General features: G+C 73.6%; 18 protein-coding genes. 11 read left to right on the forward strand and 7 right to left on the reverse strand.

Annotated features, from left to right (window positions below; translation table 11 throughout):
- Positions 1 to 12 precede the first annotated feature (12 nt).
- Positions 13 to 1371 carry a 3-phosphoshikimate 1-carboxyvinyltransferase gene (aroA, locus tag IF83_RS0117055; protein ID WP_030545054.1) on the reverse strand — a complete coding sequence of 453 codons (1359 nt, stop codon included), beginning with the start codon at positions 1369 to 1371 and terminating at the stop codon, positions 13 to 15.
- A gap of 198 nt (positions 1372 to 1569) precedes the next feature.
- On the reverse strand, positions 1570 to 2328 hold the full coding sequence (locus IF83_RS0117060; protein ID WP_030545055.1) for a M50 family metallopeptidase: 759 nt from the start codon (positions 2326 to 2328) through the stop codon (positions 1570 to 1572).
- 61 nt (positions 2329 to 2389) lie between these two features.
- Here IF83_RS0117060 and IF83_RS0117065 point away from each other — a divergent pair, with 61 nt between their 5' ends.
- From IF83_RS0117065 to IF83_RS0117105, 9 genes are all read left to right on the forward strand, one after another.
- Positions 2390 to 3208 carry an SOS response-associated peptidase gene (locus IF83_RS0117065; protein ID WP_030545056.1) on the forward strand — a complete coding sequence of 273 codons (819 nt, stop codon included), beginning with the start codon at positions 2390 to 2392 and terminating at the stop codon, positions 3206 to 3208.
- 35 nt (positions 3209 to 3243) lie between these two features.
- On the forward strand, positions 3244 to 4023 hold the full coding sequence (locus IF83_RS0117070) for an alpha/beta hydrolase family protein (RefSeq protein WP_244177101.1): 780 nt from the start codon (positions 3244 to 3246) through the stop codon (positions 4021 to 4023).
- Positions 4024 to 4344: 321 nt separating this feature from the next.
- Entirely contained in the window at positions 4345 to 5028 is a 684-nt protein-coding gene (locus tag IF83_RS0117075) for a sigma-70 family RNA polymerase sigma factor (RefSeq protein WP_030545058.1), read from the forward strand.
- Positions 5025 to 5408 (forward strand): mycothiol system anti-sigma-R factor, encoded by a 384-nt coding sequence (gene rsrA / locus IF83_RS0117080; RefSeq protein ID WP_030545059.1) that lies wholly within the window; start codon positions 5025 to 5027, stop codon positions 5406 to 5408. Before IF83_RS0117075 ends, rsrA begins: the two co-directional genes overlap by 4 nt.
- Positions 5409 to 5558: 150 nt before the next feature.
- Positions 5559 to 7034, forward strand: coding sequence for an HD-GYP domain-containing protein (locus tag IF83_RS0117085; protein WP_051722842.1), 1476 nt, complete (start codon positions 5559 to 5561; stop codon positions 7032 to 7034).
- Positions 7031 to 8332: an HD-GYP domain-containing protein gene (locus IF83_RS0117090; RefSeq protein ID WP_347877106.1), complete on the forward strand. Its 1302-nt coding sequence runs from the start codon at positions 7031 to 7033 to the stop codon at positions 8330 to 8332. The genes IF83_RS0117085 and IF83_RS0117090 overlap by 4 nt, the downstream gene beginning before the upstream one ends.
- Positions 8333 to 8633: 301 nt before the next feature.
- Positions 8634 to 9623: a tetratricopeptide repeat protein gene (locus IF83_RS0117095; protein WP_030545062.1), complete on the forward strand. Its 990-nt coding sequence runs from the start codon at positions 8634 to 8636 to the stop codon at positions 9621 to 9623.
- A 92-nt stretch (positions 9624 to 9715) separates the two neighbouring features.
- Positions 9716 to 10396: a peptide deformylase gene (def, locus tag IF83_RS0117100; RefSeq protein ID WP_030545063.1), complete on the forward strand. Its 681-nt coding sequence runs from the start codon at positions 9716 to 9718 to the stop codon at positions 10394 to 10396.
- 270 nt (positions 10397 to 10666) lie between these two features.
- A complete protein-coding gene (locus tag IF83_RS0117105) occupies positions 10667 to 11404 on the forward strand; it encodes a D-Ala-D-Ala carboxypeptidase family metallohydrolase (RefSeq protein ID WP_030545064.1) in 738 nt (245 codons plus the stop codon).
- A gap of 61 nt (positions 11405 to 11465) precedes the next feature.
- On the opposite strand, the gene IF83_RS0117110 is transcribed toward IF83_RS0117105, so the two are convergent.
- From IF83_RS0117110 to IF83_RS0117130, 5 genes are all read right to left on the reverse strand, one after another.
- On the reverse strand, positions 11466 to 12539 hold the full coding sequence (locus IF83_RS0117110; RefSeq protein WP_030545065.1) for a ribonucleotide-diphosphate reductase subunit beta: 1074 nt from the start codon (positions 12537 to 12539) through the stop codon (positions 11466 to 11468).
- Positions 12536 to 15004 carry a ribonucleoside-diphosphate reductase subunit alpha gene (locus IF83_RS0117115; RefSeq protein ID WP_030545066.1) on the reverse strand — a complete coding sequence of 823 codons (2469 nt, stop codon included), beginning with the start codon at positions 15002 to 15004 and terminating at the stop codon, positions 12536 to 12538. The genes IF83_RS0117110 and IF83_RS0117115 overlap by 4 nt, the downstream gene beginning before the upstream one ends.
- A 540-nt stretch (positions 15005 to 15544) precedes the next feature.
- On the reverse strand, positions 15545 to 15745 hold the full coding sequence (locus IF83_RS0117120) for a YbdD/YjiX family protein (protein WP_030545067.1): 201 nt from the start codon (positions 15743 to 15745) through the stop codon (positions 15545 to 15547).
- Positions 15746 to 15747: 2 nt separating this feature from the next.
- Positions 15748 to 17955 carry a carbon starvation CstA family protein gene (locus IF83_RS0117125; RefSeq protein WP_030545068.1) on the reverse strand — a complete coding sequence of 736 codons (2208 nt, stop codon included), beginning with the start codon at positions 17953 to 17955 and terminating at the stop codon, positions 15748 to 15750.
- Positions 17956 to 18176: 221 nt separating this feature from the next.
- On the reverse strand, positions 18177 to 18938 hold the full coding sequence (locus IF83_RS0117130) for a GntR family transcriptional regulator (protein ID WP_030545069.1): 762 nt from the start codon (positions 18936 to 18938) through the stop codon (positions 18177 to 18179).
- A 322-nt stretch (positions 18939 to 19260) separates the two neighbouring features.
- Here IF83_RS0117130 and IF83_RS0117135 point away from each other — a divergent pair, with 322 nt between their 5' ends.
- Together IF83_RS0117135 and IF83_RS0117140 are read left to right on the forward strand one after the other, a co-directional pair.
- Positions 19261 to 20331 carry an SIS domain-containing protein gene (locus IF83_RS0117135; RefSeq protein ID WP_030545070.1) on the forward strand — a complete coding sequence of 357 codons (1071 nt, stop codon included), beginning with the start codon at positions 19261 to 19263 and terminating at the stop codon, positions 20329 to 20331.
- 352 nt (positions 20332 to 20683) lie between these two features.
- Positions 20684 to 22207: a PAS domain-containing sensor histidine kinase gene (locus tag IF83_RS0117140; protein ID WP_051722844.1), complete on the forward strand. Its 1524-nt coding sequence runs from the start codon at positions 20684 to 20686 to the stop codon at positions 22205 to 22207.
- Positions 22208 to 22289 lie beyond the last annotated feature (82 nt).

Here is a 22289-nt window from a genome sequence, read left to right on the forward strand (position 1 = left end):
GCGGGAGGTACCTCAGCCCTTCCGGGTGGGGGCCGCCGCCCGGGCGGGGCTCAGCATCTCCGTCCACAGCCCCGGGAAGTCCGGCAGCGTCTTGGCGGTGGTCGCCACGTTCTCGATCTCGACGCCCTGGACCCGCAGGCCGATGACGGCCGCGGCGGTCGCCAGGCGGTGGTCGTCGTAGGTGTGGAAGATCCCGCCGTGCAGCGGGCGGGGCCGGATGCGCAGCCCGTCCTCGGTCTCGCTGACGTCGCCGCCCAGCTCGTTGATCTCCTTGGTGAGCGCCGCGAGCCGGTCGGTCTCGTGCAGCCGCAGATGGGCCACGCCGCGCAGGACGGACTCGGAGTCGGCTAGGGCCGCGACGGCGGCGATGCCGGGCGTCAGCTCGCCGACGTCGCCGAGGTCCACGTCGATGCCGTGGACGCGGCCGGTGCCGGTGAACGTCAGGCCTTCCGCGGTGAGTTCGCAGGAGCCGCCCATCTCGGTGAAGATCTCACGCAGCGCGTCACCCGGCTGAGTGGTGTGCTCCGGCCAGTCGGGGATGGTGACCCGGCCGCCGGTGACGAGCGCCGCGGCCAGGAACGGCTGGGCGTTCGACAGATCCGGTTCGACGACGAGGTCGCGGCCGAGCAGCGCGCTGTGCGCGACCCGCCAGACGCCGGGCTCGCCGCCCGCCTCCGGGGTGTCCACGGCGGCACCGGCGGCGCGCAGCATGTCGACGGTCATCCGGATGTGCGGCATGGAGGGCAGGGCGCGGCCCACGTGCCGCAGTTCGACCCCCTGGTTGAAGCGCGGCGCCGAGAGCAGCAGCGCGCTGACGAACTGGGAGGACGAGGAGGCGTCGATCTCGACCCTGCCGCCGTCCAGGGCGCCGCTTCCGTGCACCGTCATCGGCAGCGAGCCGCGGCCCTCGTCGTCGATGCGGGCGCCGAGGGCGCGCAGGCCGTCGATGACGCCGTGCAGCGGGCGCTCGTGCGACCGGGGGTCGCCGTCGAAGCGGATCGGGCCGTCGGCCAGGGCGGCCACCGGCGGCAGGAAGCGCATCACCGTGCCGGCGTTGCCGACGTCCACGGTGGCCGGGCCGTGCAGGCCGGCGGGGATGATCCGCCAGGCCTCGCCGCCGGTGTCGTCACCGGAGCTGGAGGAGACGGTCTCCTCGATGCCGGTGCCCATGGCCCGCAAGGCCTCGGCCATGAGGAGGGTGTCGCGGGAGCGCAGCGGGCGGCGCAGCCAGCCGGGCTCGGAGGCAAGGGCGGCCAGCACCAGGCCGCGGTTCGTGACCGACTTCGAGCCCGGCACGGTGACGGTCGCGTCGACGGGGCCGGACGCGATCGGGGCGGGCCAGAGGGCGGTGTGCTCGGGGGTACCGGTCATAAGCCTCACCTTAATGGCTCGCGGCTTGCCGGAAACTTCAACAAAACCGCCGCAACGCGCTCGAAAGGTGTCAGCGGGATCGCTGTCTGTCCAGCCGGTTCCCGGCCGTTCCGCACGGTTCCGCGCCCGTTCCCCGCTGTTCCGTGGCGCTCCCCGCGCCGGAGCCCCGTCCGCGTCCGCGCCGGGTCGCGCGGCCCGTCACAGCCCCAGCAGCCAGCGCCCGCCGCCGGTCAGCGAGCAGAAGGTGACGGTGTGGAAGAGGAACAGCCACACCGCCGCCGGCGCGTGCGTCAGCCGCGCGAGCTGGTCCGCGTCGGAGTCCGGCGCCCCGCCCGCCGCCCTGTCGCCGGAGCCGAACGGCAGCCCCCGCCGGCCGGAGCGGCGCCGCTTGGCCTGGAGTTCGAAGACCGGCCGTACCCCGCCCAGCAGCAGGAACCACACGACGCCGTAGGCGAACACCGCCTGGACGTCCGGTCCGGTCAGCCAGGAGACGCAGAAGAAGAGGGCACCGGTGAGGAGGACGGTGAGCACTCCGTAGGCGTTGCGGATCATCACCAGCATCACGGCGAGCAGCCCCGTCGCGCTCCAGAGCAGGGCGGTGATGTGCCCCGCCGCCAGCAGCCAGGCACCGCCGAGGCCCAGCAGGGAGGGCGCGGTGTAGCCGGCGGCGGCGGTGAGGATCATGCCGAGCCCGGTGGGCTTTCCCCGGGAGACCGTCAGCCCGGAGGTGTCCGAGTGCAGCCGGATGCCGTCCAGCCGGCGGCCCGTGAGCAGCGCGACCAGCCCGTGGCCGCCCTCGTGGGCGATGGTCACGGCGTTCCGCGCGACCTGCCAGACCGGCCGCCACAGCACGGCCGCCAGCGCGACGGCCGCCGTCGCGAGCACCAGCCAGGAGGCCGGGTCGGGCTGGGAGCCGGTGACGCGATCCCACAGATCGCCGGGGCTGGTTATGTCCATCGGGCAGCGGTCCCTCGGTGTGCTTGCGGTGATGTCGGGGCGTCGTGGCAGTCTGGCATCCATGTGCGGCCGATACGCAGCGAGCCGGAATCCGGCGGAACTCGTGGACACCTTCGGGGTGGCCAAGTGGGACACGGCGGAGACCCTGGCGCCCGATTACAACATCGCCCCGACCAAGACCGTCTACGCGGTCCTGGAGCGGCCGGACAAGGAGGCGGAGGTCCCCGATCCCGTCCGGCAGCTGCGGACGCTGCGCTGGGGGCTCGTCCCGTCCTGGGCGAAGACCCCGGAGGGCGCGGCGCGGATGATCAACGCCCGGGCGGAGACGGTCCACGAGAAGCCCGCCTACCGCCGCGCCTTCACCTCCCGCCGCTGCCTGGTCCCGGCCGACGGCTACTACGAGTGGATGACCGCGGCCGCCGAGCGGGAGCTGGAGGAGAAGGGCCGCAAGAAGCGGCCCCGCAAGCAGCCGTACTTCGTGACCCCGGTGGACGGCTCCGTCATGGCGATGGCCGGCCTGTACGAGTTCTGGCGCGACCGCACGCTGCCCGACGACCATCCGCAGGCGTGGTGGGTGACGTGCACGGTGCTGACCACGGAGGCCGAGACGACACCGCTCCCGGGGGCCCGCGCCGGAGCCGGCCCCCGGGCGCTGGCCGACATCCATCCCCGGATGCCGCTCGCGCTGCCGGCCGACCGCTGGGACGCCTGGCTGGACCCGCGCACCACCGATCCGGACCGGCTGCGGGAGCTGCTCGCCCCGCCCCCGCCCGGCACCGTCCGGGCCTACCCGGTCCCGACGGACGTCAGCAATGTCCGCAACAACGGCCCGGAACTGCTGAAGGAACTCGACGCGCCCGAGGAGGAGACCCTCTTCTGACGGGGCGGCGGGGCCGGACCGGGGAGGATGGCGCCATGGCAGACATCCCGGCAGATCTCCCGTCGGACAGCCCGGGGGGCACCCCGGTCGCGGCCCCGTCGTCCGGCGGCCGGCGGTCCGGCACCGGCGGCACCACCGGCCCCGCCCCCGCCCCCGGCGGAACCGAGACGGTCCCCACCCCCGCCGGAGACGCCCGCGTCACCTGGCACCCCGCCCTCCGTCCCCGGCTGGTCCTCGCCCTGGGCCACGGCGCCGGCGGCGGCATCGAGGCGCGCGATCTGCGGGCCCTGGCCGCCGCGCTGCCTGCCCGCGGGATCACGGTGGCCCTGGTCGAGCAGCCCTGGCGGGTGGCGGGCAGGAAGGTCGCCCCCGCCCCGAGGACACTTGACGCCGCCTGGACCGCGCTCTGGCCCGCCCTGGCCGCGGCCGGCCCGCCCGTGGTCGCGGGCGGACGCAGTGCGGGGGCGCGCGTCGCCTGCCGCACGGCGCGGGCGCTGGGAGCGCACGCCGTGCTGGCGCTGTCCTTCCCGCTGCACCCGCCCGGCCGGCCGGAGAAGTCCCGCGCGGAGGAGCTGGCCGGGGCCGGGGTGCCCGTGCTGGTCGTCCAGGGTGCCCGCGACCCCTTCGGCCGCCCGGAGGAGTTCCCGCCCGGGACCGAGATCGCCGAGGTGCCCGGCGGCGACCACGGCTTCGCCGTGCCGAAGAAGGCCTCAGTCCCCCAGGAACGGGCTATGGACCTCCTCACGGAGGCCGTCGCCGGCTGGCTCGGCCGGCTGCCCGACGAGCCGCGCTACGGACCGGCGGCCGCTCCGTAGCGGCGACCGGCCCCGGACGCGGAGGACGGCCGTGCCGCGGGGGAGGGACGGCTCGCGGGAGAAGCGGCTCGCGGGAATGCGGTGCCGGGGACCCGTGTTGTGCAGGAGGTCCGCACGGACCGGCCGCCCGCCGGTCACCGCCTCAGCGAGGGAGTCCTCTCCATGGGTTCGACGCAGTGCCCCGCGCGTCCGCAGACCGGCACCGCCACGTGGTCGCGCGTCACGCTGCCCGCACCCGCCGGAGCCGCGGCGGGAGGGCATCGTCGTCTATCCTCCGATCCGAGTGGGTCCGCACCCGGACCCGCCACGTCGCTGGAGGAGGTGGGTCCGGTCACCGGGACCGACGCAGGGGCCGAAGACGGTCACGCCGAGGACAGTCGTACGGCCGAAACGGCAGAGGAGCGCAACGCCCGCTTCGAACGGGACGCCCTTCAGTTCCTCGACCAGATGTACTCCGCCGCGCTGCGCATGACCCGCAACCCGGCGGACGCCGAGGACCTCGTGCAGGAGACCTACGCGAAGGCGTACGGCTCCTTCCACCAGTTCCGTGAGGGCACCAATCTCAAGGCGTGGCTGTACCGCATCCTCACCAACACCTTCATCAACTCGTACCGGAAGAAGCAGCGCGAACCCCAGCGCAGCGCCGCCGAGGAGATCGAGGACTGGCAGCTCGCCCGCGCCGAGTCGCACATGTCGACGGGTCTGCGCTCGGCCGAGTCGCAGGCGCTGGACCGGCTGCCCGACTCGGACGTGAAGTCCGCCCTCCAGGCCATCCCCGAGGAGTTCCGCATCGCGGTCTATCTCGCGGATGTCGAGGGGTTTGCGTACAAGGAGATCGCGGACATCATGGGGACACCCATAGGAACCGTGATGTCGCGGCTCCACCGCGGCCGCCGCCAACTGCGCGGCCTGCTGGAGGACTACGCCCGTGAGCGCGGGCTCGTCCCCGCCGGTGCAGGTGCTGCGCCGGGCGAGTCGCACGATTCGAAAGGCTCGGGCTCATGAGCTGCGGCAACCCGCACGAGATCGACTGCTCGGAGATTCTCGACCATCTGTACGAGTTCCTCGATCAGGAAATGCCGGCCGGGGACCGCGCCAAGTTCGAGACGCACATCGACGAGTGTTCGCCGTGCCTGGAGAAGTACGGTCTGGAGCAGGCCGTGAAGAAGCTCGTCAAACGCTGTTGCGGCCATGACGACGTGCCCGCCGACCTCCGCTCGAAGGTCATGGGCCGGATCGAGCTGGTCCGCTCCGGCGAGGCCGTCCCGGACAAGCCCGTGATGGAACGGCGCCCCGCCGAGCGCGACCCGGGAGCGTGCGGCACGGCCGCCCCCTCCCGGGAGACGGATTCCTCCACGGCCACCGCCCGCGCCGATTCGGCCTGACGGCCCCCGATTCACCCGAAGGGACGAATCGGGGCCTCCCGGACCCCTTCGATCCGCCGAACCCCCCGCCCCCGGCGCCCCACCGTCCTATCCTCACCGGTCTGACGCGTCTGCGGAGCCGTGGGCGCGGGACCGGCGGGAGGACGCTCCATGCGAGTGGTGCCACGGGGGGCGCGCGCTTACCTGTTCTGCGCCACGCTCGCCGCGGCCGTGTCCGCCGCCCCCGCGCTGCTCCCCGGCGCCCGCACCCCCTGGGGAACCGTCGCCCTGCTCTCCGCCCTGTACGCCCTCTGCGGTCGGCTCGCCCGGCTCCCCCTTCCCGGCTTCCCGCGGTTCCCCGGGGACGCGGACGGCACGGCCGCCCCGGGCGGCGCGGGGGCGGCCCCCGCGTCCGCCGCGGGAAGCCTCGCGCCGGTCCTGCTCGCCGGAGCGTTTCTGCTGCCGCCCGCCGCCGCCGCCCTTGTCGCCGTGCCCGGCGCGCTCACCGGCCCCGCCCCGCGGCCGGTGTGGCTCCGCCGCCTCTGGCACGCCGTCCGGCTCTCCCTCGCCACCTGCGCCGCGGCCCACGTCCACGCGCGGACCGCCGGGGACGCCGCCGGCCGGGCCCTCGGCCCGGGCGACTTTCCCGAAGCGCTGCTCCCCGCGGCCGCCGCCGCCGGCGCCTACTGGCTGCTGCTCGCCCTGCTGGACTGGGGCATCCTCGTCACGGCCGAGGGGCTGACCGCGCGGGACGCCCGGCGCGGCCTGCCGCGCGCCCTGCCGCCGCAGCTGCTGCACGGCCTGGCCGGGCTGCTCGCGGCGGCCCTGTGGCGCAGCCCGTACGGCCCGGTCACGGCGGTGTCCGCGCTGCTGCCCCTGTGCGTCTCCGGCTGGGTGTTCGCCCAGTACCACCGTGAGCACACCGCCCACCGGGCCGCCATCCGCGCCCTCGTCCAGGCCGTCGGCATCAAGGACCACTACACCCGCGGTCACAGCGAGCGGGTGGGCCGCGCCTCCGTCCTGATCGCGCGGGAACTCGGCATGGCCGGCCACCGGCTGGAGGCCCTCCGCTTCGCCGGCGTGCTGCACGACATCGGCAAGATCGGCGTCCCCACCCGGCTGCTGCGCAAGGACGGGCCGCTGACGCCCGAGGAACGCCGCCTCATCGAACTCCACCCCGAGTACGGGCACGAGATGGTGCGCGGCATCGCCTTCCTGGAGGAGGCGCGCGCCGCCATCCTCCACCACCACGAGCGGCTGGACGGACGCGGCTACCCGTACGGGCTGAGCGGTGACGGGATCCCCGAATCGGCGCGGGTCGTGGCGGTCGCCGACGCCTTCGACGCCATGACCTCGACCCGCTCCTACCGGCGGGCGCGGCCGGTCACCGAGGCCGTGGCGGAGCTCCGGCGCTGCGCCGGATCCCAGTTCGACCCGCGCATGGTGCGGGCGCTCTGCCGCGCGCTGGACCGGCACGGCTGGCACCCGGCGGCCGCGGCACCCGCGGAGGCGGGGTCCGAACCCGGCGGGAACCCGCCCGCGCCGCGCGAGGCCGGTGCCGCCGGCCGCACGGACGCCTCCGGGCCGGGCGGCCCGGGGGAGCGGCGGCCGTCCGGCCGCGGCCCGCACGGACGGGTGGCCCGGTGAGTCCCGGCGGAGCGGCCGCGCGGCCCCGGGCGGTGCGCCCGGACGCCGGGGCCGTTCTCCTGCTGGCGGTGGCCGCGCTGCTGGCGGCCGGGGCGCTCGCCCGGACACTCGCCCAGGGGGTCACGGGGCCGGGCACCGCGCTCGCCTTCGGCGCGCTGATCGCCGCCGGGGAGCTCGTCCGCTGCGGGCCGGACCGGCGCGGGGCCGCCCCGCTGGCCGCCGCCGGCGCCGTGGGGTACGCGTTCCTGGGCCCGGCGGCCGGGGGCCCGGGCGGCGCCGGAGGGCCGGACGCCCCCGGAGTCCTCCAGACCGTCGCCGTCGTCGGCGTGGCCGCTCTGGCCGGGCCGGCCGGAACGGCCACCGGAGCGCGGTCCGCCCGCTCCGCTGCCCGGGACCGGCTGGCCCGGCGGGTGCTCACCGCCGGGTTCGCCGCCTGCTGCGTCCAGCCGCTGTCCCCCGCGGACGCGCCGTTCGCGTGGACGGGCAGCGGCCCCGGTCACGCACTGTTCCTGCTGCTCGCGGCGGTCCTCACCGCGCAGTGCGACGCCGCGCTGCGCACCGTGTTCGCCCGCTCCGGGAGCGGGGACCCGTCCGGAACGCGGGTCCGCGACGAACCGCGGGCGCTGCCCGGAGCCGGTCCGGCGGTCTGCGTCACCGGGGCTCTGCTGGCCCTCGCCGTGGATGTCGCCGGCCTGTGGGCGCTGCCCGTCTTCTGCCTGCCGCTGCTGCCGGCCCTGTACGCCTTCCGCCGCTACGAGGACGTCCGGGCCACCTGCCGGCAGACCATCGCCTCCCTGGCCCGCGCCACGGAGATCGCCGGCTGCGTCCCCGTGGGCCACGCCCGCCGGGTCGCCGCGCTCAGCCGGGACGTCGGGCGCGAACTGGGGCTCTCGCGGCCCGAGCTGGACGTCGTCGAGTACGCGGCGCTGCTGCACGACGTCGGGCGGCTCTCCCTCCCGGACCCCGCGCCCGGCGGGGACGGGGAGCTCCCGGCCGAGGACCGCCGCCGGATCGCCCGGCTCGGAGGCGCGGTGGTGCGGCAGACCGGGGTGCCGCCCGAGGTCGCGGTGGTCGTCGAGCGGCAGGCGGACCCGTGCCCGGAGCAGCCGCTGCCCACCCGCATCATCCGGGCCGTCGACGCCTTCGACGAGCTCACCGACGGCACGGACGGCGTCGCGGGGCGCCCGGCCGGTGCCGAGGCCCTGGACCGGCTCCGGCGGTACGGCGGGGAGGAGTACGAGCCCCGCGTCGTCGACGCGCTCGCCAGAGTGCTCTCCCGCGGCGGCCCGGGCTCCTGACGGCCCCCGGGCCGCCGGGGACGGCCGGGACCGGAGGGGACGCGGGCGGGTGCGGACGGAGCGGGCCCCTGGCGCGGGCACCCCGGCGGACATGGTTGGATGCGGCCCAGAGGGATTCGGGGGGCGTCCACGCGGCAAAGAGCTGTGGTGGGCGCCGGTATCCGGGCTGAGGCGACGGCCGAAGTGTGGCAGGTTGGCCTCGGGAAGGAAGACGCGTCCCCGGTGCCTCGCGCACCGCATCCGGCCCCGGGCCGGCTGGAGCACGGCAGAAGGACACGGAGCGAACCGGCAGGCGGGAATCGTGAAGATCTTCGGCAAGGTACGGAACCGGCCCTCCGCCTCGTGGCGGCAGGCGACCGACCGCGCTTTCACGCTGATCGGCGACGGCCGGTACGAGGACGCGGGGGCGCTGCTGACGCGCGCCGCCGACATGGAGCCCTGGCTCTCGGAGTCCTGGTTCAACCTGGCCCTGCTGCACAAGTTCCGGCACGACTGGGAGCAGGCGCGCACGGCCGGCCTGCGCGCGGTGGCCCTGCTGGACCGGGACGCCGGCGCCCCGGACTGGTGGAACGTCGGCATCGCCGCCACCGCCCTGCAGGACTGGCCGCTGGCCCGGCGCGCCTGGCAGGCGTACGGGCTCAGGGTCCGCGGCGACCAGGGCGCGGACGCCCCGGCCGGCGAGCCGGTGGGCATGGAGCTGGGCAGCGCGGCCGTACGGCTGTCGCCGGAGGGCGAGGCCGAGGTCGTGTGGGGCCGCCGGCTGGACCCGGCGCGGATCGAGGTGCTGAGCATCCCGCTGCCGTCCTCCGGGCGCCGCTGGGGCGAGGTCGTGCTGCACGACGGTGTTCCGCGCGGTGAGCGGCTGACGGCGGCCGGGCCCTCGTACCCGGTGTTCGACGAGATCGAGCTGTGGGCGCCGTCCCCGGTGCCGACCTGGGTGGTGCTGCTGGAGGCGGCGGCCGAGGCCGACCGTGACGCCCTGGAGCGACTGGCCGCGGACGCCGGGTTCGCCGCCGAGGACTGGTCCTCCTCGGTGCGGCTGCTGTGCCGCACCTGTTCCGAGAGCCGGATGCCGAGCGCCGAGGGCGACGGGGAGCACCTGGACCCGCACGACCACAGTGTGCCGGGCCACCCGGGCCCGCTGGGCCACCGCACGGCGGGGGACCACTGGGTCGCGGAGCGGGAGTGCGGCATAGCCGCGCCCCCCGGGCTGGTGCGCGGCCTGCTCGACGGCTGGGTCGCCGACAGCCCGGACACCCGGGCCTGGCGGGATCTCGAAGAGGTCTGCTGATCTCCCCGAGGTCCGCTGAACGGTCCTCCCCGCTGCCCGTACCCTGTACGGGCAGCACCACGAGGGTTCTTCAGGGAAGGCGTACGGCGGACATGGCCCAGCAGGACAGCGCACGGCAGGCGGCGGAGGGGACTCCGGCCGCGGAGACTCCGGAGCCCGCGGAGTCCGGGGAGGACCTGGAGTTCCTCGACGACACGGCCGATGCCGAGGAGCGCGAGCGCGCGCACCGGGAGCGGGGCACGGCCCGCCCGATCACCGTGGTCGGCAATCCGGTGCTGCACCGCCGGTGCCAGGACGTCACCGAGTTCGACGACAAGCTCACGCAGTTGATCGACGACATGTTCGCCAGCCAGCGCGCGGCCGAGGGCGTGGGCCTGGCGGCCAATCAGATCGGCGTGGACCTGCGGGTGTTCGTCTACGACTGCCCGGACGACGACGGTGTGCGCCATGTCGGCGCCATCTGCAACCCGGTGATCGAGGAACTGCCCGCAGAGAGCCGGGTGCTGGACGAGTCCAACGAGGGCTGCCTGTCCGTCCCGACCGCCTACGCCCCGCTGGCGCGCCCCGACTACGCGGTCTGCCGCGGCCAGGACGCGCAGGGCAAGCCGGTCGTGGTCCGCGGCACCGGCTACTTCGCCCGCTGCCTCCAGCACGAGACGGACCACCTCGACGGGTATCTCTACATCGACCGGCTGTCGAAGCGGGACCGCAAGGACGCCCTGCGGCAGATGGCCGAGGGCACACCGCGCTACGAGACGGTGCCGAACGACTGACCCGCCCGGCCGGGGCCGTCGCCGTCCATGACCGGCCGGAGGCCGGTGACGGCGGCGGTACGGCCACCGGGCGCGGTGGTCCGCGGTGGTGCCCCGGATTTTTCCGGCAGCCCGCCCGGTCGGCCGCACCCGCGTTTCCCGAGGCGGCGGAGTCGTTCCGGCGATTCCGCCGCTTTCCGTTCGACTTCCGGACGGTTGGCGGTGGTTGACGCGCGTCGACCGTGCCGTCAGTCTCTTGCGTACCGAATCCCCCACTCGTTGGAGGCACTTGTGATCAGACGTGTCGCGCGACTCCTGGTCGCGTTTGTCATGCTCATGGCTGGCCTCACGGCCGGGTCGCTCGTCACGGCCGGGACCGCGCACGCCGACGGCTGTTACACCTGGTCCCGCCCGCTGTCCCGGGGTGCCACGGGCGCGGACGTCACCCAGCTGCAGATCCGCGTCGCCGGCTACCCCGGCACCGGCGGAGTCCTGGCCATCGACGGCTCGTACGGACCGGCCACCGAGGCGGCGGTCAAGCGCTTCCAGGCCGCGTACGGGCTGGCCGCGGACGGCCTCGCCGGCCCCGCGACCTTCAGCAAGCTGTACGCGCTGCAGGACGACGACTGCACACCGCTCCACTTCTCCTACAGCGAGCTCAACCAGTGCAACAGCACCTGGGCCGGCGGGGCGGTGAGCGCGGCCACCGCCAAGTCCAACGCGCTGCGCACCATGTGGAAGCTGGAAGCGCTGCGGCACGCGCTCGGCGACCAGCCGATCCGGGTGACCAGCGGCTTCCGCTCCACCGCCTGCAACAACGCCGTCGGCGGCGCCTCGAACAGCCGTCATCTCTACGGTGACGCGGCCGACCTGGGTGTCTCCCCGCACTCCCTGTGCACCCTGGCCAAGGCCGCCCGCAACCACGGCTTCAACGGCATCCTCGGCCCGGGCTACCCCGGGCACAACGACCACACCCACGTCGACCACCGGTCGAGCCGGTACTGGTCCGCGCCGAGCTGCGGCATCTGACGCGACTCCGTGCCGCCCCGGCGGGATCTCCGCCGGGGCGGCCGGGCCGGCCCGGCCCGGCCTAGAAGTCGTCGTCGAAGGAGACCGCCCCCTCCACGGCGACCTGGTAGGCCGACGGCCGGCGCTCGAAGAAGTTCGTCAGCTCCTGCACCCCCTGCAGCTCCATGAAGGAGAACGGGTTCGTCGCGCCGTAGCGGGCCGGCAGCCCGAGCCGGCGCAGCCGCTGGTCGGCGACGCACCGCAGATACTCGCGCATCGAATCGGTGTTCATCCCCGGCAGCCCCTCCCCGCACAGGTCGTGCGCGAACTGGAGTTCGGCCTCCACCGCTTCCTCCAGCATCGCCGTGACCCGCTCGGCCAGTTCCTCGTCGAAGAGGTCCGGCTCCTCCTCGCGGAGGGTGTCCACGACCGAGAAGGCGAAGTCCATGTGCAGGGACTCGTCGCGGAACACCCAGTTGGTGCCGGTCGCCAGCCCGTGCAGCAGCCCGCGGGAGCGGAACCAGTAGACGTAGGCGAACGCCCCGTAGAAGAACAGCCCTTCGATGCAGGCCGCGAAGCAGATGAGATTGAGCAGGAAGCGCCGCCGGTCCTCCTTGCTCTCCAGCCGGTCCAGCTTCTCCACCGAGTCCATCCACCGGAAGCAGAACCGGGCCTTCTCCCGGATGGAGGGGATGTTCTCGACGGCGGCGAAGGCGGCGGCGCGGTCGTCGTGATCGGGGAGGTAGGTGTCCAGCAGTGTCAGATAGAACTGGACGTGCACGGCCTCCTCGAACAGCTGCCGGGAGAGATAGAGCCGCGCCTCCGGGGAGTTGATGTGCCGGTAGAGGGTCAGCACGAGGTTGTTGGCGACGATCGAGTCCCCGGTGGCGAAGAAGGCGACGAGCCGCCCGATGAGGTGGCGTTCGCCGGGGGAGAGCCGGGGGAGATCGGCCACGTCGGAGTGGAGATCGACCTCCTCCACGGTCCAGGTGTTCTTGATCGCGTCGCGGTAGCGCTCGTAGAAGCCCGGGTAGCGCATCGGGCGCAGGGTCAGCTCGAAGCCCGGGTCGAGCAGATTCCGGACCTGGGGTTCCGTACCGGCGGCGGACGCGGCGGCGGTGGCGGCGGCGGTGGTCGGCTCGGCTTCGGTGGTCACTGGCAGGCCTCGCAGGACTCGGGGTTCTCCAGGGAGCAGGCGGCCGCGTCCTCGGCGGCCGGCCGCTCCGCCGGAACGGGGACGGGGACGGGAGCAGGGGCGGCGGGGGCGGAGGCGTCGGCCGCGTCGGCCGCGTCGGCGGAGCCCGCCGCCCGCGCGATCCGGGTGGCCGGGCGCGACCGCAGGTAGTAGGTGGTCTTGAGGCCCTTCTTCCAGGCGTAGGCGTACATCGAGCTGAGCTTGCCGATGGTCGGCGAGGCCATGAAGAGATTGAGCGACTGGCTCTGGTCGAGATACGGCGTGCGGGCCGCGGCCATGTCGATCAGCGCCCGCTGAGGGATCTCCCAGGCGGTGCGGTAGCGGTTCCGCAGCCCGGCCGGGAGCCAGTCCAGCCCCTGCACGGAGCCGCCCGCCTCGCGCAGCGCCTCGCGGGTCCGCGCGTCCCAGCCGCCCAGCTCCTTCAACTCCTCCACCAGATAGGTGTTGACCTGCAGGAACTCCCCGGAGAGGGTCTCGCGCTTGAACAGGTTTGACACCTGCGGCTCGACGCACTCGTACACCCCGGCGATGGAGGCGATCGTGGCGGTCGGGGCGATGGCCAGCAGCAGGGAGTTGCGCAGGCCGGTGGCGGCGATCCGGGCCCGCAGCGCCTCCCACCGCTCCGGCCACCGGGGCCGGACGCCGTAGTGGTCGGGGTGCAGCACGCCGCGCGAGGCGCGGGTGGAGGACCAGGCCGGGTGCGGGCCGTGCCGTCCGGCGAGATCGCAGGAGGCCTCGTACGCCGCGAGCATGATCCGCTCGGAGATCTCGGTGGAGAGCCGGGCCGCGGCGGGGGAGTCGAAGGGCAGCCGCAGCCGGAAGAAGACGTCCTGCAGCCCCATCACCCCGAGTCCGACCGGGCGCCAGCGCCGGTTGGAGGCGGCGGCCTGCGGGGTCGGGTAGAAGTTGATGTCCACGACCCGGTCGAGGAAGGCCACGGCGGTGCGGACGGTCGCGTCCAGCCGCTCCCAGTCCATCGCCTCCGCCGCCGCGGTCTCCCCGGTGCCGGCGTCCGCCGCGACATGGGCCGCGAGATTGACCGAGCCCAGATTGCAGACGGCGGTCTCCCCGTCGTCCGTGACCTCCAGGATCTCGGTGCAGAGGTTCGAGGAATGGACGACCTTGCCGGGTTCCGCGGTCTGGTTCGCCGTCCGGTTGGCGGCGTCCTTGAACGTCATCCAGCCGTTGCCGGTCTGGGCGAGCGTGCGCATCATCCGGGCGTACAACTGCCGTGCGGGCAGCCGCCGGACGGCGAGCCCGGCCTCCTCGGCCCGGCGGTACGCCGCGTCGAACTCGGCGCCCCACAGATCCGGCAGCCCGGGCACGTCCGAGGGGGAGAAGAGCGACCACTCGGCGTCCGCCTCGACCCGGCGCATGAACTCGTCCGGGATCCAGTTGGCCAGATTGAGGTTGTGCGTGCGGCGGGCCTCCTCACCGGTGTTGTCCCGCAGCTCCAGGAATTCCTCGACGTCGGCGTGCCAGGGCTCCAGATAGACGCAGGCCGCGCCCTTCCGCCGGCCGCCCTGGTTGACGGCGGCGACGGAGGAGTCGAGGGTCCGCAGGAAGGGGACGATCCCGCCGGAGTGGCCGTTGGTGCCGCGGATCAGGGCGCCCCGGGAGCGGACCCGGCTGAACGGCAGGCCGATGCCGCCCGCGTGCTTGGAGAGCCGCGCGACCTGGTGGTAGCGCTCGTAGAGGGAGTCCAGCTCGTCGAGCGGCGAGTCCAGCAGATAGCAGGAGGACATCTGCGGGTGCCGGGTACCGGAGTTGAAGAGGGTGGGGGAGCTGGGGAGGTAGTCCAGCCGGCTCATCAGCCGGTAGAGCGAGGCGACCTCGTCCACCGCCCCGGGCGAGTCGTCCGCGGCCAGCCCGCAGGCCACCCGGAGCAGGAAGTGCTGCGGTGTCTCGATGACGTGACGGGTCGTCGGATGTCGCAGCAGATAGCGGCTGTACAGGGTCCGCAGTCCGAAGTAGCCGAAGCGGTCGTCGGCGCCGTCGGCGAGCGACATCTCCACGAGGGTGTCCAGCCGCACCGCGTGCTCCCGTACGAAGGCGGCGGTGCGGTCGGCGATCAGGCCCTCCCGGTGGCCGGCCGCGACCGAGGCCGGGAAGGAGACCGCGCCCTGGCCGGCCGCCTCCTCCGCGATGGCGCGGGTGAGGAGCCGGGCCGCCAGCCGGGAGTACACCGGGTCCTCCGAGATCAGCCCGGCCGCCGCCTCCGTCGCCAGCTCGCGCAACGCGGCCTCGTCCGCCCCGGGTTCGCGGCCGCGGAGTGCGGCGGCGGCCACCCGGCCCGGGTCGGCGGCGGGCAGATCGGCCGTCAGCCCGGTCAGGAGGCGCAGCAGCGCGGTACCGGGGGCGTCCCGGCCGGCGGCCGCTGTTCCTCCGCTGTCGGCTGATGCGGGATCGGCGGGCGCGATGGTCACGTAAAGCTCTCCCTCGCTCGGCGGGGGCCGCGGGACGGAGCGCGGGGCGTGCGCGGCCGTGTCCGCCCGAGGGGGCGTGACACCGCGCGACGTCCACCGGCCCAATCCCCGGAGCCCGGACGGAATCGACGCCGGCTCGGTCGAGCCGGACGCGGCCGACGGCAGGCGCTCGGACTCGAAGGCAGGCGAAAGCCGCCCTCACACCGTTGCGGGACAGTTCAGGATTCGCACCGGATTCCCCTGGCGCGTCAGCGAGCATGAGCATACATCTTGTGCCGCATTCCGCGAGCGCCACTAGATGTTGTGTATCCGGGGGTGCGGGGGCGCTTTGCAGGGGAACATGGCCGGAGTCGCCTCCGAGGCGTGCGGGGAGCGGGCACCGGGCCGTCGGAGCGGGTGTGCGTTCCCCTTCGTGATTCCGGAAAAGTCTCGTCCACCGGACCGGCGGCGGCCGGGTCCTCCCCGGGGACGCCGATGGCCCCGGCGCGGGGCCGGGGCCATCGGGTCGTTCGGGCGGTACTGCCGGAGCGGGAGCCGGCGTCAGCAGCAGCGGAAGCCCTCGCGGGGGTCGGCCTCACGGCCGTCCACGCGCTGCCGCTCGAACTCGCGGCGGCTCAGCACCTCCGCCCGCGGATCGCACTTCCGTGCGTGGGCGACGTACCGGTCGTAGGTCGCCTCTCCGGTCGCCTCCCGCCAGAGGAAGCGGATCCTGGCGGCCTTCTCCTTCAGCGCGGGGCTCATGCTCATGAGGAACTCCCCGTGCCGGTGCTCTCCTTACCGTCCGCGCCGGCTCCGGCCGTGACGAGCTCGGCCTTCTCCTCCTTGGTGGGCCACAGGCCGGCCGGAGCGACGAGCTTCGACTCCACGTGGGGGACCTCCTCCAGCTTGGTCGCCGCGGGGTTGCGGATCGCCTTGACGCATACCCGCCCCGCGTCGATGAGCACCACGATGACCAGGACGAGGAAGAGGATGGAGAGGACGCCGTCCACCGTCGCGTTGGTGACGACGGTGTGCATGTCGCCCATGTCCTTCGCGGGCGGCAGCACCTTGCCGTCCTCGATGGCGGCCTGGTAGACGGAGCGCTGCTCGAAGAAGCCGATCTTCGGGTCGTCCGAGAAGATCTTCTGGTAGCTGGCGGTGAAGGTGACCGCGACGTCCCAGGCCAGCGGGACGGCCGTGACCCAGGCCCACTTGAGCCGCCCGGACTTGATGAGCAGCGTGGTGGCGACGGTCAGCGCGACGGCCGCCAGCAGCTGGTTGGCGATACCGAACAGCGGGAAGAGCTGGTAGATGCCGCCCAGCGGGTCGTGGACGCCGACCCAGAGGAAGTAGCCCCAGGCGCCGACGACGACCGCGCTCGCGATCCACGCGCCCGGCTTCCAGCTGACGTCCCGGAAGGGCTTGTAGACGTTGCCCAGCATGTCCTGGAGCATGAACCGGCCGACGCGGGTACCGGCGTCCACCGTGGTGAGGATGAAGAGCGCCTCGAACATGATGGCGAAGTGGTACCAGAAGGCCTTCATCCCGGCCCCGCCGAAGACCGCGGAGAAGATCTCCGCCATGCCGACGGCCAGCGTCGGGGCGCCGCCGGTCCGCGACAGCAGGGACTCCTCCTCGACCGCCGCGGCGGCCGCGGTCAGATCGCTGGGGGAGATGGTGTAGCCGAGGTTCGCGACCGCCTCGGAGGCGGACTGCACCGAGTCGCCGAGCAGGCCCGCCGGCGAGTTCATCGCGAAGTACAGACCGGGGTCGATGATGGAGGCGGCCACCAGCGCCATGATCGCCACGAAGGACTCCATCAGCATGGAGCCGTAGCCGATCATGCGGACCTGGGTCTCCTTCTGGATCATCTTCGGGGTGGTGCCCGAGGAGACCAGGGCGTGGAAGCCGGAGAGCGCGCCGCAGGCGATGGTGATGAAGACGAACGGGAAGAGCGAGCCGGCGAAGACCGGCCCGGCGCCCGAGCTCGCGAACTCCGTGACCGCGTCCATCTTCATGTTCGGCAGGGCGAACGCGACGCCCAGGGCCAGCAGGACGATCGTGCCGATCTTCATGAAGGTCGACAGGTAGTCACGCGGGGCCAGCAGCATCCACACCGGCAGGACCGAGGCGAAGAAGCCGTAGACCACGAGCCAGATCACCAGGGTGCCGGGCTGCAGGGTGAAGGTCTCCGCCCAGGAGGAGTCGGCGACCCAGCTGCCGGAGACGATCGCGAGCAGCAGCAGCGCCACACCGATGAGCGACACCTCGGTCACCCGGCCCGGGCGCAGCACCCGCAGGTAGAAGCCCATGAAGAAAGCGATCGGGATCGTCATCGCGATGGAGAAGGTGCCCCACGGCGAGTGCGCCAGGGCGTTGACGACGACGAGCGCCAGCACCGCCAGCAGAATGATCATGATGGCGAAGATGGCGATGAGAGCCGCGGCGCCGCCGAACGGGCCGATCTCCTCACGGGCCATCTGCCCCAGCGATTTGCCGTCCCGGCGCATGGAGAAGAAGAGCGTCACCATGTCCTGGACCGCGCCGGCGAAGATCACGCCGACGATGATCCAGATGGTGCCGGGGAGGTAGCCCATCTGCGCGGCCAGCACGGGGCCGACCAGCGGGCCGGCGCCGGCGATGGCGGCGAAGTGGTGACCGAGCAGCACGCGCCGGTCGGTGGGGTGGAAGTCAACACCGTTGTCGAGCCGCTCCGCCGGGGTGGCCCGGGTCTTGTCGGCCTTCAGCACGCGGTTGGCGATGAACCGGGAGTAGAAGCGGTAGGCGATGGCGTAGGAACCGAGAGCGGCGGCGACCATCCAGGCGGCCGACACCTCCTCGCCGCGCGAGAGGGCGAGTACGGCCCAGCCTGCCGCGCCGACGAGGGCCACGGCAGCCCAGATCGCGATCGATTTGGGGGGCATCCCGCGCTTCGCGGTGGTGGGTGGGGCTGCCGATTCTGACTCGGGCATGGGAGCGTCTCCGTTTTTTCCGGGAAGGATCTCCTGCGTAACGCGCAGGGAAATCTAGGGCAGCGCGCGGCCAATGTTCACTACGCCTGCATACCGGTACGGACACGTTGTGGAAACCAGAGTCCGGTAGGTGGAATGGACCATTACCCTCCGCCCCACCCCGCGGACCCGCGAAAAGCCCGTGAAACCGGGGCTCGCGGTAGGCGCGGACCTCGGCCGTCTCAGATCTTGGGACGCTGGAGGCGGGCGACGAACTTGTAACGGTCCCCCCGGTAGACCGAGCGCACCCACTCCACCGGAGCGCCCTTCGCGTCGAAGGAGTGCCGGGAGAGCATCAGCATGGGCAGCCCGACGTCCGTCCCCAGCAGCCCCGCCTCCCGGGGGCTGGCGAGCGAGGTCTCGATCGTCTCCTCGGCCTCGGCCGGGCGCACTCCGTAGACCTCGGCCAGCGCGGTGTACAGGGAGGTGTACTTCACCAGGCTGCGGCGCAGCGCCGGGAAGCGCTTGGCCGACAGATGCGTGGTCTCGATGGCCATCGGCTCGCCGCTGGCCAGCCGGAGCCGTTCGATCCGCAGCACCCGGTCCCCGGTGACGATGTCGAGCAGCCCGGCGAGCCGGTCGTCGGCGGTCACGTAGCCGATGTCGAGGAGTTGCGAGGCCGGCTCCAGGCCCTGGGCCCGCATGTCCTCGGTGTACGAGGTGAGCTGCAGGGCCTGCGAGACCTTGGGCTTGGCGACGAAGGTGCCCTTGCCCTGGATGCGCTCCAGCCGGCCCTCGACGACGAGCTCCTGGAGGGCCTGGCGCACGGTGGTGCGCGAGGTGTCGAACTCGGTGGCGAGCGTGCGCTCCGGGGGGACCGGGCTGCCCGGGGGGAGGGTCTCGGTCATCTCCAGCAAGTGGCGCTTGAGCCGGTAGTACTTCGGCACCCGGGCGGGGCGCCCGGCGCCCGGCGTGCCGTTCCCGGCGCCCCCGTCGGTCTCCATCGTCAGCCTTCCCGACTCCTGGCCTGCTGCCGTCACCGGCTCCTCCGTACGTAGGGCTCACATCGTGGCACGGTCCGGCGTGCATGGTGCGCTGCCCCTGTGCGGCCGGAAGACGCCGGGCCCGGGTTCTCCGGGAGCCGACAGCCCTCCTTATACACCCTGGGATCTCCACGGGCGTCCGGACCGGCGGCGGAGCCGGGAGTATTGGTCTAAACCAAACGAGGGTACCCTGATCGCGTCCGGCCCCGTGCCGGAGCGGCCGTTCGCGGAGCACCGCGGCCGGTATCCCCGAAAGGCCCCAGAGCTACGGGAGGCACCCCGCATGTCCGCCACGCAGCCGCTCCGGTACGGCGAACAGCCGGGCCGTGTCATGGCCGGCGAGATCGCCGAACAGCCCGCCGTCCTGGCCCGGATCCTCGACGAGGGCGCGGCCGCGATCCGCGAGACGGCCCGCCGGGTCGCCGCACGCGGGCCGCGTTTCGCGCTCCTCACCGCCCGGGGCACCTCCGACAACGCCGCCCTCTACGCCAAGTACCTGCTGGAGATCCGCCGGGGCATGCCCTGCGGGCTCACCTCGATGTCCACGACCACGGCCTACGGAGCCCGGCCCGATCTCCGGGACGTCCTGGTGATCGCCGTCAGCCAGTCGGGCGGCTCACCCGATCTGGTGGCGTCCACGGAGGCCGCTCGTGCGGGTGGCGCGGTCACCGTGGCGGTGACCAACAACCCCGGCTCCCCCCTCGCCGCGGTGGCGGAGTTCCACATCGACATCCTCGCGGGGGCGGAGAAGGCCCTCCCGGCGACGAAGACCTACACCGCCGAACTGCTGGCCCTCTACCTCTTCACCGAGGGCCTGGCCGGCGCGGACGGCGCGGCGGCCGGGGTGCTGCCGGGGCTGGCCCGGCAGATCCTGGACCGTGCCCCGGAGGTCCGGACGCTGGCCGGCCGGTACCGCTTCGCGGAGCGCATGGTGCTCACCTCCCGCGGCTACGGCTATCCGACCGCCAAGGAGGCCGCCCTCAAGCTCATGGAGACCAGCTACATCCCCGCGCTCTCCTACTCCGGCGCCGATCTGCTGCACGGGCCGCTGGCCATGGTCGACAACGTCTCGCCGGTGATCGCGATCGTGCCGGAGGGCCGGGGCGGCGAGGCGCTGCGGCCGGTGCTGGACCGGCTCCGGGACCGGGGCGCCGATCTCGTCGTCATCGGCAGCCGGGAGCAGGTGGAGTCCGCGTCCGCGGGCTTCGCCCTGCCGACCGCGGGCGTCGCCGAGGAGGTGCAGCCGGTGCTGGAGATCCTGCCGCTGCAGATGCTCGCCCGCGAGGTGACGATCGCCCGCGGCCAGGACCCGGACGCGCCGCGCGCGCTGGCGAAGGTCACCGAGACCCGCTGAGGAGGCCGGGGACCGGGTGGGGCGGCGGACCGGTCCCGGAAAGACCCGCGGGCCGCGGCGCCGGGACAGGACCCTCAACCTGTCCGGCACCGCAGCCCGGAGCTGTACCGGCCGGTGGTTCCACGGGGTGTGCGGTCCCCCGCGGCCGTTTCCGGCCGACCGGAGACCCGGACGCGGTCAGGGCAGTGAGCGCCCCGGGTCTCGTATCCACCCTCCCCGTGCGGGAGGGCGGAGGCTGTGTTCGATCATCGTTCGACTGTCCGCGCCGGTCCCATTGTGGACCGGACCTCCGGCGGCTGTCCAAGCCCGCAGGTCCGGAAGCCCTCCGGGTAGGCTCGCGCGTGTGCCGTCCATGAACGACCTCGTACGCCAGCACACCGCACTCGGTGACTCCGACCTGGAGTGGCTCCACCTCCTGGTGTCGGAGTGGCAGCTGCTCTCCGACCTCTCCTTCGCCGACCTGGTGCTGTGGGTGCCCACCCGGGACGGGACCCGCTATGTGTCCGTCGCCCAGATGAGGCCCAACACCGGGCCCACGTCCTACCAGAACGACATGGTCGGCCATCTGGTTCCCCGCGGCCGCCGCCCGATGCTGGACGCCGCCCTGGACGAGGGCCGCATCGTGCGGGAGGGCGACCCGGAGTGGCGCGAGGAGGTCCCCGTCCGGGTCGAGTCCATCCCCGTGCGCCGGGAGGGCCGGGTCCTCGGGGTGATCGCGCGCAACACCAATCTGCTGACCGTGCGCACCCCCAGCCGGCTGGAGCTCACCTACCTCCAGAGCGCCTCCGACCTCGCCCAGATGATCGCTGCGGGCGCCTTCCCCTTCCAGGACCAGCAGGGCGACATGGACGTCTCACCCCGTGCGGGCGACGGACTGATTCGGCTCGACGCCGACGGCATCGTCCAGTACGCCAGCCCCAACGCGCTCTCGGCCTACCACCGGCTGGGCCTGGCCGCCGACCTGGTCGGCCTCCATCTGGGCCGGGCCACCGCCGAACTGGCCCCCGCGCGGGGCCCGGTGGACGAGGCGGTGGCCAAGCTGGCGAGCGGCTGGGCGCCGCGCGACTTCGAGGTGGAGAGCGACCAGGGAGTCATCCAGCTGCGTTCCATCCCGCTGAAACCCAAGGGCACCCGGATCGGTTCCCTGGTGCTGCTCCGCGACGTCACCGAACTGCGCCGCCGGGAGCGGGAGTTGCTGACCAAGGACGCGACCATCCGGGAGATCCACCACCGGGTGAAGAACAATCTGCAGACCGTGGCGGCACTGCTGCGGCTCCAGGCCCGCCGGATGGACTCCGACCAGGGCCGGGAAGCCCTCGGGGAGGCCGTCCGCCGGGTCGGCTCGATCGCCATCGTGCACGAGACCCTGTCCCAGAACCTCGACGAACGGGTCGAGTTCGACGAGATCGCCGACCGCGTGCTGGCGATGGTGGCCGAGATCTCCCCGGGCCGGGTCGTCTGCCGCCGCACCGGCCGGTTCGGGATACTCGACGCCGACGTCGCCACCCCGCTGTCGATGGTGCTGACCGAAGTGGTGCAGAACGCCCTGGAGCACGGCTTCCCCCCGGGAGCCCCGGGCGGCCGGGAGAAGCAGCAGGGCACGGTCGAGGTGTCCGCGGTGCGCGGCGGCGGCCGGGCCGATCCGCGGCTGCTGGTCACCGTCCAGGACGACGGCGCCGGCCTCCCGGCGGACTTCGATCCGCACCGCACCGGCAGTCTGGGCCTGCAGATCGTACGGACGCTGGTGGAGGGCGAGTTGGGCGGCACCTTCGATTTGCGGCCCGTGCCGGAGGGCGGCACGAGGGCCCTGCTGGACATCCCGGTACGGCCCGAGGGTGCCGAGCGGCGGAACCTGCCGCTGCCGGGACGGCTCTGAGCTGCCGGGACGGCTGTGAACGGGGCGGACCGCGCCGGGCTCCGGCTCCGCGCCGGCTCCGGACAGCACTGAACCCCGGCCG

Origin of the sequence: Streptomyces albus subsp. albus, assembly GCF_000719865.1 — a bacterium.
GTDB classification, from domain to species: domain Bacteria; phylum Actinomycetota; class Actinomycetes; order Streptomycetales; family Streptomycetaceae; genus Streptomyces; species Streptomyces albus_E.